The organism is Natronococcus occultus SP4 (genome assembly GCF_000328685.1).
Lineage (GTDB): Archaea > Halobacteriota > Halobacteria > Halobacteriales > Natrialbaceae > Natronococcus > Natronococcus occultus.
In genome coordinates this window covers 198,816-212,220 of the sequence record NC_019974.1, presented here as the reverse complement: position 1 = coordinate 212,220, position 13,405 = coordinate 198,816, and the positions used below count along the sequence as shown (strand labels likewise).

The following is a 13,405-nucleotide window of genomic DNA, read 5'->3' as shown; positions in this document are numbered from 1 at the left end:
GCAAAAACGGGGCTAGCAACGCGATGAGCTGGCTCGTCCGTCCATTTCTGAATCGGGAGCGACGACGGCGGACCGTCCCGTTCGTCCTCGCGGTCGTCGTCGTTGCGCTTGCCGCGGTACTCTATCTCGAACTCGTCGCGACGCTGCTCGCGTACACCGGCTAACCGGCTCGGATCCGCTGTCACGCCTCGGTTTCGGAAAGCTCCTCGAACGCTCCGGCGGCCGTCCGGGTCCCCTTCGCGATGAGAACGTCCCCGCCGTGGATCTCCGCGTCGGCGTCACCGACGAGCAGCCACCCCTCGTCGGGTCGACGGATAGCGATCACCGACATCGTCGGCTCCGTCTCGGGAACGCCCGCCGTGATCGCCGTTCCGTCGAGATCGCTCCCCGACTCGACCTCGATCCGGGTAATGATCTCGTCGCTCTCCTCGACGGCCATGCCGACGACGGGGTGGACCTCGATATCCCGGAACACCCCCTCGCTGAGATCGATCGCCGCGTCGCTGATGACCTCCGTACTCGTTCCGAGCCGGATCAGTCCCCGCAACGCGACCGGGTCGGGGGCGTCGCCGGCCGCCCGGAGCGTCCAGGCCTCGAACCGGGACTGCATCGCGTCGACCTCGACCTCGAGATTCCGAACCTCCTCGGCGAGGGCCTCGCTGTCGAAGAGGACGCTGCTGTAGGCCAGGTCGATCGCCAGCTCCGAGAGGTTCTTCATGTGGATGATCGTGTCCACCGCTCGCTCGAGATCGTCGATATCCGGCGTTTCGATCTCGGGGATCTCGTAGACTTCGCCCGTCAGCGTCTCGTACACCTCTTCGATTGCCGTATCGGGTCCGCGCAGGAAGGCGACGTCGCCGGCCGCGATCGCGGTCGTCGGTCCGGGGTTGAGCAGCCAGTCCTCGTCAGTCGTCTGACGCCCACCGCGCCGGAGCGCGATCACGCGCACGCCCGTCTCGGACTCGAGGTCAACGTCCTCGAGCGTGCGGTCGGCGTACGGGGAGTCGACGTCGACGACGCCCCGGACCAACACGCCGGCCGCCTCGGGCAGTGCTGCACGCATCGCCTCGGGCAGTCCCATCTCCTCGAGGACGATCTTCGCGATGTCGCCAGCCGCGTCGCTGATCGTCCCCGTCGCGGCAACGATTCCCAGCACCGGCGCGAGCTGTTCGGCGTCGGAGGGGTTTCGTGAGGCCATCAACAGTCCCATCCGGGCGCGCATCTCGAGGACGTCCATCTGACGCTCGAGCCGGAGCACCTCCCGGGCGAGGTCCTCGTTGCGGTGGAGGACAGCGGAGTAGGAGAGGTCGATCAGCAGTTCCGCGGTATCTTTCATCTCGACGAGCACGTCTTTGACGCTGACGGGCTCGTACTCGATCGACACCGGCGACGGCTCGTCCTCGAACGGGTCCATGTCCTAACCCACCGACCCGGGTCAAAAAAACGTTTCCCGCCCTGGAGCTGTGGTTCGTGAAACGGCGCCTTCCGACACGGTTTTGGACCGGCACGGAGAATCCACGAGCAATGATCGACCGGAGCCTCCTGCGCGAGGACCCCGAGGCCGTCCGCGACGCGCTCGAGAACCGCGGTGCCGACGTCGACCTCGACGAGCTGATCGAGATCGACGAGCGTTGGCGCGAACTGAAGGCCCGCGGCGACGAGCTACGCCACGAGCGCAATCAGGTGACCGAACGGATCGGCTCGCTGGTCGCGAAGGGCAAACAGGACGAAAAGGACGAGGCCATCGAGGAGTCAAAGGAGCTCAAAGCCGAGATCGAGGACGTCGAGGAAGAAGCGAACGAGCTCGGCAACGAGCTCCGTGAACGGATGCTCGAGATCCCCCAGATCCCCGACGAGAGCGTGCCGCTGGGGCTCGACGAGCGACACAACGTCGAGGATCGCCGATGGGGGTTCGACGACCTGCGCGTTGACGCCGACGAGATCACCCCCCACTACGAGCTTGGCGAGGAACTGGATATCATCGACGAACAGCGTGCCGCCAAGACTACCGGGTCGGGATTTTACTTCCTCAAAGGCGACGGCGCCCGCCTCGAGCACGCGCTGATCCAGTTCATGATGGACGTCCACCGCGAACAGGGGTACGTCGATCTCTTTCCGCCGGTACCCGTCAAAAGCGAGTCGATGCGGGGCACCGGCCAGCTGCCGAAGTTCGCCGACGACGCCTACCGGCTGGGCGGGAGCAACGAAGAGGCTTACGAGGACGACGATCTCTGGCTGTGTCCGACCGCCGAAGTCCCGGTCACGAACATGTACGCCGACGAGATCCTGCTCAAGGACGACCTGCCGCTCAAACACCAGGCCTACACCCCCAACTTCCGACGTGAGGCCGGCGAACACGGCACCGAAACGCGGGGTATCGTTCGGGTCCACCAGTTCAACAAGGTCGAACTCGTCAACTTCGTCGAGCCCGAGGACAGCTACGACCGTCTCGAGGAACTGCTCGACGAGGCCGAGGAGGTTCTGCGGCGGCTCGATCTCCCCTACCGGATCCTCGAGCTCTGTACCGGCGACCTGACCTTCGCTTCGGCGAAGACCTACGACATCGAGGTCTGGGCCCCCGGCGACGATATGGAGGACGGCCCCGAGGAGGGCGGTCGCTGGCTCGAGGTCTCGTCGGCGTCGAACTTCGAGGACTTCCAGGCCCGTCGGGCCGGCCTGCGGTACCGCCCCGAGCGCCACGAGTCGGCCGAGTACCTCCACACGCTGAACGCCTCGGGGCTCGCGCTGCCGCGTGTGATGGTGGCGATCCTCGAGTACCACCAGAACGAGGACGGCACCGTGACGATCCCCGAGGCGCTGCAGCCGTACATGGACGGCCAGGAGGTCATCGAGGGCCACGAGAAGGTCGGCGAGAGCGCGCTCGGCGCGGGCGAACGGGAGTGAGTCGCGGCGAGCAGTAGTCGTCGTCAGAGACCCGGTACCGCATCGGACGGGTTCGACGCTCCCCTCTCGTTTTCCGGGTCGGGGCTCTAACCGCTGGTTCACACTCGAGTTTCCGAGCCGTCGGTACAGTCACCATCGGCTCGGCGACCCCCCGCGAGCGAAGCGGTGGAAGGGCCCGAATCGTTCCCGAGGGCTCCAGCAGAACACGATCGGACGTTGGCGCCGCTACGAAAGCGGACACGAAGAAAGAAAGCGAATCGACGGGACGCAGATTGCGATTTAGATGTACTGGATGATCTCGGGCAGCTCGAGCTTCATGCCCTTGCGCTCGCGGATCTCCATGATCTTCTCGCGCTGGAGCGAGTCGGACATGACCTCGAAGCCGGCGTTCTCGGTGTTCCAGGAGGCACGACCCTCGGTCGCGGAGCGAATGTCGCTCGCGAAGCCGATCATCTCGCCGACGGGGGCGATCCCCTCGACGACCATCAGATCGCCTTCCTGGTACATGTCGTCGACGCGGCCACGACGACCCTGGATCTCGCCGGAGGCGGCGCCCATGTGGTCGTTGGGGACGTCGATACGGACGTCCTGCATCGGCTCGAGCATCTTGATACGGCCGTCGATCAGGGCGTTGTGAACCGCCTCACGGACCGCAGGGATGACCTGGGCCGGACCGCGGTGGATGGTGTCCTCGTGGAGCCGGGCGTCGTGCAGCCGCATGAGCGTCCCCTGTACCGGCTCGTTTGCGAGCGGCCCGTTGTCGAGAGCCTCCTCGAGCCCCTCGATGACCAGTTCCATCGTCTCGTTGAGGTGCTGGATCCCCTTCGTGTCGTCGATGAGGATGTTCGTCCCGTGGATGTGCTCGACGTTCTGGGACGTGTCCTTGTCCATGCCGGCCTCCTGCAGGGCCTCGCGGCGCTCCTGCTCGGGCATGTCCATCGACGCCTCGCCGAGCTGGATGGTCTCGACGAGATCGTTCGACATCGGCTCGATGGAGATGTAGAAGCGGTTGTGACGGTTCGGCGAGATCCCCTCGACCTCGTCGCTTGGCTCCTGGGGCTGTTCGCGGTAGACGACGATCGGTTCGCCGGTGTGGACCGGAATACCCTGGTTCTTCTCGATACGCTGGGTGATGACCTCGAGGTGAAGCTCACCCTGTCCCGAGATCAGGTGTTCGCCGGTGTCCTCGTTGATCTCGATCTGGATCGTCGGGTCCTCCTTGGAGACCTGTCGCAGCGTCTCGATGAGCTTCGGCAGGTCGTCCATGTTCTGGGCCTCGACAGCCTTCGTGATGACCGGCTCGGAGATGTGCTCGATCGACTCGAACGGCGTCATCTCGACGCTCGAGACGGTCGAGCCGGCGATGGCGTCCTTGAGGCCGGTGACGGCCGCGATGTTCCCGGCGGGGACGCGCTCGACTTCCTCGCGCTCGCCGCCCATGTAGATCCCGACCGACTGGATGCGGTTCTTGCCAGCAGTCCCGGAGACGTACAGCTCCTGGCCCTTCTCGAGGGAGCCCGAGAAGACCCGTCCGGACGCGATCTCACCGGCGTGGGGGTCCATCCCGATGTCGGTGACCATGAAGACGACCTCGCCGTCCTCGTTGACCAGTCGCATCCCCTCGGCGAGATCGGTTTCGTCGTCGCCACGCCAGATGCGCGGAATACGACGGGGCTGTGCGTCGACGGGGTTCGGGAAGTGCTCACAGACCATGTCGAGCACGACGTCCGACAGCGGCGTGCGCTCGTGGAGCTCCTGGCGCTTGTCGTTGCGCTCAAGCTCCATGATGTCGCCGAAGTCCATCCCGGTGCGTTGCATCGACGGCATCGAGACGCCCCACTTGTACAGTGCGGAGCCGAAACCGACGGTGCCGTCCTCGACGGAGACCGTCCAGTCGTCGATGTCGTCCATGTCCTCGGTCATTCCGCGGATCAGCTCGTTGACGTCGTTGATGACCGAGACGAGTCGACGCTGCATCTCTTCCGGCCCCTCTTGGAGCTCGGAGATGAGGCGGTCGACCTTGTTGATGAACAGCGTCGGCTTGACGCCCTCACGGAGCGCCTGGCGCAGGACGGTTTCGGTCTGAGGCATCGCACCCTCGACGGCGTCGACGACGACCAGCGCACCGTCGACGGCCCGCATCGCGCGGGTGACGTCGCCACCGAAGTCGACGTGGCCCGGCGTGTCGATGAGGTTGATGAGGTGGTTGGTTCCCTCGTACTCGTGGGTCATCGAGACGTTCGCCGCGTCGATGGTGATCCCACGTTCCTGCTCGTCTTCCTCCGTGTCCATTGCGAGCTGCTCGCCGGCGGTCTCGTCGGAGATCATGCCGGCTCCCGCGAGGAGGTTGTCCGAAAGGGTCGTTTTTCCGTGGTCGACGTGTGCGGCGATGGCGATGTTCCGGATATGCTCCGGTTCGTCCATCAGCCGTTCACACTCTTGGACGATCTTCTTGCGTCGGCCCATATACCCCCCAATACCGGTAGCGGGGTCAAAAGGGTAGTGTTTCGTCGTCGGGGAATCCGACGCGTATCGCGGTCTGGGACGATGAAAAACTAATTTGCGTGAGTGAATAGCACACAGTAATCTCCCGACGGCGTCGGGGTGTCGGCGGCCTGCGCAACCGGGCGTAAGAGCCATACAGTCACGGGCCATGATACTGACACGCATGGATATTCGAGTAAACGGTTCGGGCCCGACGGCACCCTTTCTGAGCGCACGAGACCTGTTCGAAACCGAGTACGATCTCTCACTTCCCGTCGATGTCGAGATCCGCGACGATCCCGACGTCCGCACCTGGGCCGGCCACTACGACGACCGTCACGTCCTGAACATCCCCCGACAGGCCGCCTCGAGCGCGATGGCTCGAGAACTCGCCCTCCACGAGTTCGCACACATGGCGAGATACGAGCAGGAACACCCCTCTCATACGCAGTCGACCGAAGAGGCTCTGTTCCTCGCGCTTGCCGGCAAAAGCGTCGAACGGCGCAAGCTGTCGCACTGCTATCAGATCGCGAACCACATGAAAGACATCTACGCCGACGACATCACGCTCTCGGTCGGCCCCGGCGAGAAGCTGCTTGCCTTCCTCGAATCGAGTCTCGCCGCGGCCGTCGCCGACCGACCCGAGAGCGCGCCGCGAGCCGATCGAACGCGGCTCTCGGCGAACGCCGATCCCGAGATCACGGCCGTCAACGCGGCGTTCGCCCTGGCACTCGCCGAACGACACGACCTCGTCGACGCCGACCATCGTCTGTATGATCTCGCCCACGTCGCCACGGTCGACGCGCCGAACGTTCCCTTCGAAACCTTCAAACGACGATTCAGAGAACTCGCCAGCGACCCCGACTCGAGCAGCTACCGACAGGTGCTGGTCGACGCGACCCGCACCTACGTCGGCGAGGACGCCTCCTCGACCGAAGCGTGACGATCCCTGCGACTGAAGCCGTGGGTTTCTCCTCGAATCTGTGCAACCCGGTCCGTCTCGGCTACCCGAACGTTTAATGTTTTACACCTCATCAGTACGGAACATACTGGCGATGCTCTCCGAGACACCGGCTCGCGGGCCCGATGATGCGTTTATCGAGGAACTATCTCGGCTCAAGCAACGCGGCGCGAGCGTCCTCGTCGTCGGGTCGGCCCGGGCAAGCCAACAGGCCGAAACCTGTCGCCGCCTCCTTGGTCACGCGACGGACCGTTCGCGGCGACGGATTCTGGTTTCGACGACCGCTGGAAGAGCATCCATCGAATCGATCGTCAGCGACTACCCCACGGATAGCTACCGGCTCATCCGTCACGATATCGACGTTCGAAGCGCCAGTGTGGCGACTGGCAGTCACGAACCGATACCGTCTACCGACGGGCCTGTGACGATGACCGACACGCTCGCCGATCTGGGGATCGAAATCTCGAACGCGATCGAATCCTTCGAGAGCGACGCCGACGGACTCGCCCCCTCGGAGCTCCGAATCGGCGTCGACTCGCTGCTACCCTTGCTCGAGAACTACGGCGATGAGCGAGTATTCCGGTTCATTCATCTCACGAACGGGCGGGTCCGAACGACCAACGGAATGATCCACTATCGACTCCCAGTCGATCGAGAAAGCGACGTCGTCAGTGTTCTCACGCCGCTTTTCGACGTTGTCGTCGAGTTACGGACACACAACGGCACCCGTCAGGAACGCTGGTCGCTCAAGGACGAATCGCTGTGTTCCGGCTGGATTTCGACGACGCAGCTCTGAGCAGGGGTGTTCCGAGATGCCGACTGAGGAGATTACCGGTTCGACGGTGCGTCCTCGAGACGAGACGACGGCTGCTATTCCCAAATGAAACCAACGTTCGAGCCGACCGACGACGGGGTTGAGATCATCGATCGGATCGAACGCCACCGATATCAGTTAACGACACACAGTCCGGTTTCGATTGAGTCCGTCGACTGCGACAGGATTCAGTATCCCGTCGACTCAGCGGTTCGGATTACGACCGATACGATCACGCTACCGACGACACACTACGTGTACGTTCGTGACCAGACGGGATCGATGGTCGCCGAAGTGAAACCTGACGAGCAGGCCTCCTTACCGAAAGGAGAGTATACGCTTGATTTGTCGGGACCGTTAAAGGTCTATGCTCAGGTCAATAGCTCTATCCAGGTGTATTCCGATCCAGAGCGAACGCATATCGGGTTGGATGGCCGAACGGCAGTAGTTCTTGGTGCCCGTTCGTACCATACCCGTCCTGCAAGAACAATCACCACGACAACGAAACCAACCGATCTTATGCAAGCGGTCTCTACCTTTGGGTCTGCACTGAAAACAACAACGCCTGATCGGTCGTATCCGACGTTACGTGGACATCCACCTGCTATTGAGAGAGGGGACAAACTTGTCATACCGGACGGAGTGGAACAGTCGAAAACCGGTATCAAGATCCAAACCCCTCCTACATACCGTCATATCTTCACCGTTGGACCGCTCGCTTATTATCTTGGAGCAAAGGTCGTTCCTGGGACACAACCACGACTTACCACCGATACTGGTTATTCATATTCTCTCGATCGCCAGAAAGGGTTTGAATCAACGGTCAAGCGTGTCCTACAGCACATTTTTTTCCTTGACTGCATATCTAGAACAGAGGGCATCTCACCATTACCCCTCCATAATCGGCATTCGATCGAATCAATTTTTGACGACGATATGCAATCAGTGTATGATCAGCCAATTGAGAAGCAAGTTCAAACGTACCTCGAAATTCCGTTTTCCAAAATCCGTCCCTATATTCCGGACTGGAAATTCGAAATACGACTTACACCCTCCTCAAGGTTTATTGAATTTTTACCGTTCGTGACTAATTGTCTTGCGCCAATATATACCCAAGACGGGGATCGACAGGACCTCTCAGACCTCAAAGACGAGATAGATGCCATCTCTGACTTTACACGAAGCCCCTTTACTCGAGATATGGAAGTAACTAGAAGTAACGCACCAACACCGGAACCACGAGATCCACCCGCATCAGTCCAGCAGCGCTGGAGCGGAAAGAACGGACCAGAGCTCATAAGCACGGCACCACTTTCCGCCTTCAAAAACAGTATTGATCGAAGTCCTCGAGACGAACCGATCGAAGTCGATGTGGTATGTAATGATTCAGATATGAGAGAAGAAGTCAAATCTGTAGATAGCACATATGGTGATAGAGAAGAGCTACCGGTTAATGTTAGGCTACACTATAACACATCTACGCAAGAACTGAGAAAAATATTAGCTACTAACAGTGACTTTCTACATTATATTGGACATATAGATGTGAATGGTTTTGAATGTTCGAATGGGAAGTTAGACGGAGCAACAGTTAAAAATTCAAATGTGAAAGCTTTCTTGTTGAACGCATGTCAGTCTCACGAACAGGGACTATATTTAATTAACGCTGGTAGCTTAGGTGGGATAGTTACATTCGGTGATGTTGCGAACAGTGGAGCAGTCAGGATAGGGAGTGTTATTGCACAATTGTTGAATCAAGGATTTCCGCTCTATGGAGCATTGGACGTTGCTAAAGAAGAAAGTATAATTAGCCAACAGTATCAAATGGTTGGTGACGGTCAAACGACCATCGCTCAAGCGGAAACCGTTGTTCCTAATGTTTGCTTAGTAAACAAAGAAAATAGCGATATTACTGTTAAAATTAAAATGTATGGTTCAGTTCGAGCAGAGAAGGGTGCTGTTTTTACTCCTCATCTAGGGTCTGTCAGTTCTTATTATATTGTTCCTGGGAGTACGGAATATATACCGGTGAGTGAGGAAAATTTACGGGAATTCTTGAACGAAGGACGGTTTCCAGTCGTAAGTAATGGAACGATCTACTGGAGCGATGAGTTCGATTTTCAGTAACTTAGGGGCCTGCGTGTGCACTACCGTTTGCTGCCACCATTCCTGCCTGTGAAATGGCCAGGAGAATGGTGAACAGAACGCCAATCATTCGCGGGTGGTTCTTGAGGTACTTGCTTAAGTCCATCATGGTGCATTCGAACTATTGTTGCAACAGATAATAAATTTATTTTAATATATTCTACCTAGGAACCATAGGTATATCATGTAGAGTCAATAAAATAATTTATGGTTGAGGTATGGTTCACTACGAGCGAACACAGAACTTTCATCAACCAGACCAAGACGCAGTGTTTTTATCGGTTATGGATATGTGAGTGGTAGATCCACAGGCTGGCAATGCATGGAAAACTGAAAACATTATAACAGAGCACCGATAATATGGCCTAAAGTATAGAATAGTGGATCGATCAATTTCACGTCATATATAGATAAGGTGTGTCAATTAGTCTATCTGGCCCTCCAATGGATCCGAAATTCCGATCAACCGAAAGCGGACTGGAAATAATTGATCCAATCACACGCCATAGATACCAGGTTAGGATACCAGGTGGCTGTGAAATCGAAAGAATATGTCAATCTACCATCCAACATGACGTTGATACAGCCGTAAGGACCACCACGAGTACCGTTGTACTTCCCCAAAAGGAAAGTACTTATATACTCGATCAAAATGGTTCAATTCTATCTAATGTAGCGGCGCACGAAAGCTTTTCTCTTCCAGACAAAAGCTATACGTTCGATATATCGACTCCGTTGAAAATTCTCATTCAGATTGAGGGAGAGTTAGGGATACACGTTGAGAACGGCCAGACACGTATTGACGTTTCTAAACCAACACCAATAGTGATTGGGGCTCGTTCTGCTCAGAGCGCTCCAATTGATCGGATCAAGACGCCGCCAAACCCGACCGACGTGATGGAAGCTGTCTCCATGTTTGGTTCAGCGCTCAAAGAAACGGGGCCACAACGTTCTTACCCTACCCTTCGCCAGCATCCACCACTTCTTCAGATTGGTAACAAGCTAGATATCCCAGATGATCTCAAACGTCCGAAAACCGGTGTTCAGATAGAAGTCCCACCCACGTTCGATTATATATTCACCGTCACACCGCTTGCATATTATCTGGGTGCAGAGGTAGTTCCCAGTTCAGAGCCACGTCTCAGTACCAAAAACGGGTTTTCCTTCCGACTGGAAAATGAAAACGACTTCGAATCGACAGTCAGCCGGCTCCTAAAGCATATTTTTTATTTGGATTGTATAATCAGAACTGAAGATTCCTCACCGGGACCAGTACATGAGCGGCAAGTAATCGAACCGCTGCTTGAGTTCGATATCCCAACTGTATACGAGCAATCTCTTTCTAAGCAACTAGAAACATATCTTGAAATTCCTTTCTCTATGCTGGAATCGCACTATCCCGAGTGGTACCCTAAAACGAAAGTTCAGCCAAGTAGTGACCACCTGCAATTTCTACCGTTTCTTGCCAATCAATTGTCATCTATCACTACCGGCCGTATCGACCAACCTCAGCCAGATCCAGATTTCGAGGATGAAGCTGTAGAGGCGTTATCAAATATCTTATCAGTTAAACAAACTTGGAATTATAGTACTGGCTCGGAGAATACAAGCGCAGTTCCGTTATCAGCATTTCATAATAAGATCTGTCGTTCACCGAAAGAAGGGGATCTCGAAATAGAGATTGTCTGTAATGAGTTAGATATGGATGATGAACTTATAGAGGTCTATGGAACATACGGAAACCGTGAAGAGCTCCCGTTTTCTGTAACGATCCACCATGATTTGACGACTACCGAACTCAAGAGCATCTTCACCTCTCAGAATGACTTTGTACACTATATCGGACATATAGATAGAGATGGCTTTCGCTGTTCAGATGGGAAATTAGACCCATCATCTATTAATAACGTAAAGGCAAAATCGTTTTTGCTCAATGCATGCCAGTCATATGAACAGGGGAGAACACTTGTTGAAGCCGGGAGTTTAGGAGGGATTGTAACACTTGACGATGTTCAGAATGATAATGCAGTGACGACAGGAAGCATAATTGCCCGGCTGTTAAACTTCGGCTATTCATTCTCGGCAACTCTTGATGTTCTACAAACAACTGCTTCCGCTGGAAATCGATACCGTATCGTCGGTGATGGTACGACATCAATCGCACAATCAACAACAGGGGTCCCGTCTGTTTGCTCTGTTTTGGATACAAGCGGCGAGAATATCCGCGTAAATATATATACCTACAATCCTACCAGGCAAAAAGGCAGTATTAGATCACCTAATTTCAATTCAAACAATATCCATCACCTATCCAACAATATCGGGCCAATCTCGATTAAAAAGACGGAACTATTAGAATATCTTGATCGAGGACCGATACCAGTTTTGATAGATGGAGAAATGTATTGGAGTGATGATATCACTCTCAGTGATCTTGAATAACCAGCCACATAGATCTGGGATTTCTAGGAAAGAAGATGAAGCGTTCTAGCGTGCTGCAGCCGCGACGCGTTCCTTCTCCTCTTTTTGGCTGATCGCGTATGTCTGGACGTCGTAGTTGGCCGCCCCAATAAGCTGGTTCGCGATGGCCTCCGCAACCGGTGTCGAGGTCTTGAACGAGGCGTTTTGTACACCATCGGCGAGGACCAGCAGTGCCTGGTCGACACGGCGCTGCGGTGCAACGTCGACCGCCTTCGGAACCGAGATCCCTCCGTATTTCAGTCGGACCGTCTCCTCGCGCGGTGCGGAGTTCTCGACGGCCGTGACGAGGACTTGCACCGGGTTCTCCTCGGTGCGCTCGTGGATGAGTTCGAAGGCCTCACGGACGTGATTGAGCGTCTTCTGTTTCTTCCCCGTGTTCTCCTCGGTCTGCATCAGGCGGTTGATGAACCGCTCGACGATCGAGATCTGGGATTTCTTGAACTGCTTGCTCGCGTGTCGGCCTGCGGTGTGTGCGACCGGCGTGACCGTGATATAGCGCTCGGTCGAGGGGTCGCCGTACTCGATCTCGTCGGTCTCCCACGTTCCGAACAGCTTCGCGGAGACGTCAGCGTCACCAGCGGGTGCGTCGGGATCGGGTTGATCTTCTGCAGCCATCGTTATCGCACCGGTTTCTCTGCGTTACCGCGAACCAGTTCGATCAGCGAGACGCCGTTGACCTTCTCGACCTTGTAGTTGACACCCGAGAGGTCACCCATCGCACGACCCTTCGCCCCGCCGATACCGGCGATGGTGACTTCGTCGTGTTCGTCGATGAAGCTGATCGCACCGTCACCGGGACAGAAAGCGGTGACCTGTTTGCCGTTTTTGATCAGCTGGACCCGGACGCATTTTCGGATCGCCGAGTTGGGCTGTTTCGCTTCGATGCCGACCTTTTCGAGTACGATACCTCGTGCCTGTGGGGCCCCCTCGAGGGGGTCGGACTTCTCGCGAAGTCCACGGGCGCGGCGCGCGTAGTCCGAGTCGGACCACCGCTGATTCTGGCGGTCCTTCTTGAGCTTGCGCGCGGCGTACTTGCCGTTTGCCATGCTCGTCGCTATCGGTCGAAGACACTTAAGCGTCCCTGTTTGGAGGCGCGATTACGCCACGAGAACGCTCTATGGGGGGTAACGAAGGAATCTCAGGGCGTTTCGGCGCTCGAAAGAACTTCTCGCAAGGTGGGAGTCAGAGCAGTTGGACGTCGTCGATATCGAAGTGTCTGGCGGCGAGCCGCCTGGCAGTATCGATCGTCTGGCCGTCGGTACCGATCGCGACGCCTCGGTCCTCGTCGGCGACTTCCACGTAGGCGACGGTGTCGTCGTTCTCGCTGATCGTGACGTTGTAGACCGCCGCCGGAGCGAGGGCGTTCGCCACGAACGTCTCGGGATCGTCGGCGTCCTCGACGAGACGGACCGAGGCCCCAGCCCGGTCCTCGAATCGTTTGACTGTCCGACCGCCGGGACCGATCGCATCACCCATCCGATCGCTGACAACGACGAGGACGAGCCGCTCGTCTCCGTCGCGCTCGTCGACGAGACAGTCCTGGCCGGCGACGTCGGTGACTTCCTCGAACAGCGCGAGGTACTGGCGCGCGTCGTCGTCGAGGGTTACCGCCATCG

12 protein-coding genes are annotated in these 13,405 nt (G+C 57.2%); 6 read left to right on the top strand and 6 right to left on the bottom strand.

Annotated elements, in window-relative coordinates:
• The first annotated feature begins 23 nt into the window (after positions 1-23).
• Complete coding sequence (locus NATOC_RS22135; protein ID WP_015319548.1) at positions 24-164, top strand: hypothetical protein; 141 nt, start codon at positions 24-26, stop codon at positions 162-164.
• Between the two features lie 17 nt (positions 165-181).
• On the opposite strand, the gene NATOC_RS01015 is transcribed toward NATOC_RS22135, so the two are convergent.
• Positions 182-1,414, bottom strand: coding sequence for a potassium channel family protein (locus NATOC_RS01015; protein WP_015319547.1), 1,233 nt, complete (start codon positions 1,412-1,414; stop codon positions 182-184).
• A 110-nt stretch (positions 1,415-1,524) separates the two neighbouring features.
• Here NATOC_RS01015 and serS point away from each other — a divergent pair, with 110 nt between their 5' ends.
• Positions 1,525-2,904, top strand: a complete 1,380-nt coding sequence (gene serS / locus NATOC_RS01010; RefSeq protein ID WP_015319546.1) for a serine--tRNA ligase — start codon at positions 1,525-1,527, stop codon at positions 2,902-2,904.
• Positions 2,905-3,183: 279 nt separating this feature from the next.
• Here serS and NATOC_RS01005 read toward each other — a convergent pair whose 3' ends face one another.
• Positions 3,184-5,370: an elongation factor EF-2 gene (locus tag NATOC_RS01005; protein WP_015319545.1), complete on the bottom strand. Its 2,187-nt coding sequence runs from the start codon at positions 5,368-5,370 to the stop codon at positions 3,184-3,186.
• 202 nt (positions 5,371-5,572) lie between these two features.
• Between NATOC_RS01005 and NATOC_RS01000 the strand changes: the two genes are divergently transcribed.
• From NATOC_RS01000 to NATOC_RS20830, 3 genes are all read left to right on the top strand, one after another.
• The gene (locus tag NATOC_RS01000) at positions 5,573-6,331 is read left to right on the top strand and encodes a DUF5781 family protein (RefSeq protein WP_015319544.1); all 759 of its coding nucleotides are present in this window, start codon (positions 5,573-5,575) and stop codon (positions 6,329-6,331) included.
• Between the two features lie 112 nt (positions 6,332-6,443).
• Entirely contained in the window at positions 6,444-7,145 is a 702-nt protein-coding gene (locus tag NATOC_RS23235) for a DUF7504 family protein (RefSeq protein WP_015319543.1), read from the top strand.
• Between the two features lie 273 nt (positions 7,146-7,418).
• Entirely contained in the window at positions 7,419-9,290 is a 1,872-nt protein-coding gene (locus tag NATOC_RS20830; RefSeq protein WP_245549673.1) for a hypothetical protein, read from the top strand.
• A gap of 1 nt (position 9,291) precedes the next feature.
• Here the strand turns inward: NATOC_RS20830 and NATOC_RS23340 are convergent, their stop codons facing one another.
• Positions 9,292-9,414 carry a DUF7503 family protein gene (locus NATOC_RS23340; RefSeq protein WP_449289548.1) on the bottom strand — a complete coding sequence of 41 codons (123 nt, stop codon included), beginning with the start codon at positions 9,412-9,414 and terminating at the stop codon, positions 9,292-9,294.
• A 338-nt stretch (positions 9,415-9,752) separates the two neighbouring features.
• Between NATOC_RS23340 and NATOC_RS21640 the strand changes: the two genes are divergently transcribed.
• Complete coding sequence (locus tag NATOC_RS21640; protein WP_015319540.1) at positions 9,753-11,750, top strand: hypothetical protein; 1,998 nt, start codon at positions 9,753-9,755, stop codon at positions 11,748-11,750.
• Positions 11,751-11,795: 45 nt separating this feature from the next.
• On the opposite strand, the gene NATOC_RS00990 is transcribed toward NATOC_RS21640, so the two are convergent.
• From NATOC_RS00990 to NATOC_RS00980, 3 genes are all read right to left on the bottom strand, one after another.
• A complete protein-coding gene (locus tag NATOC_RS00990; protein ID WP_015319539.1) occupies positions 11,796-12,404 on the bottom strand; it encodes a 30S ribosomal protein S7 in 609 nt (202 codons plus the stop codon).
• Between the two features lie 2 nt (positions 12,405-12,406).
• Positions 12,407-12,835, bottom strand: coding sequence for a 30S ribosomal protein S12 (locus NATOC_RS00985; RefSeq protein ID WP_005554545.1), 429 nt, complete (start codon positions 12,833-12,835; stop codon positions 12,407-12,409).
• Between the two features lie 136 nt (positions 12,836-12,971).
• Entirely contained in the window at positions 12,972-13,403 is a 432-nt protein-coding gene (locus NATOC_RS00980; protein WP_015319538.1) for a NusA-like transcription termination signal-binding factor, read from the bottom strand.
• Positions 13,404-13,405 lie beyond the last annotated feature (2 nt).

Coding starts and splice junctions, on each gene's coding strand:
- NATOC_RS00980 (WP_015319538.1), bottom strand. CDS start 13,403: ATGGCGGTAACCCTCGACGACGACGCGCGCCAGTACCTCGCGCTGTTC.
- NATOC_RS01000 (WP_015319544.1), top strand. CDS start 5,573: ATGGATATTCGAGTAAACGGTTCGGGCCCGACGGCACCCTTTCTGAGC.
- NATOC_RS21640 (WP_015319540.1), top strand. CDS start 9,753: ATGGATCCGAAATTCCGATCAACCGAAAGCGGACTGGAAATAATTGAT.
- NATOC_RS01005 (WP_015319545.1), bottom strand. CDS start 5,370: ATGGGCCGACGCAAGAAGATCGTCCAAGAGTGTGAACGGCTGATGGAC.
- NATOC_RS00990 (WP_015319539.1), bottom strand. CDS start 12,404: ATGGCTGCAGAAGATCAACCCGATCCCGACGCACCCGCTGGTGACGCT.
- NATOC_RS00985 (WP_005554545.1), bottom strand. CDS start 12,835: ATGGCAAACGGCAAGTACGCCGCGCGCAAGCTCAAGAAGGACCGCCAG.
- NATOC_RS23235 (WP_015319543.1), top strand. CDS start 6,444: ATGCTCTCCGAGACACCGGCTCGCGGGCCCGATGATGCGTTTATCGAG.
- NATOC_RS01015 (WP_015319547.1), bottom strand. CDS start 1,414: ATGGACCCGTTCGAGGACGAGCCGTCGCCGGTGTCGATCGAGTACGAG.
- NATOC_RS23340 (WP_449289548.1), bottom strand. CDS start 9,414: ATGGACTTAAGCAAGTACCTCAAGAACCACCCGCGAATGATTGGCGTT.
- NATOC_RS22135 (WP_015319548.1), top strand. CDS start 24: ATGAGCTGGCTCGTCCGTCCATTTCTGAATCGGGAGCGACGACGGCGG.
- serS (WP_015319546.1), top strand. CDS start 1,525: ATGATCGACCGGAGCCTCCTGCGCGAGGACCCCGAGGCCGTCCGCGAC.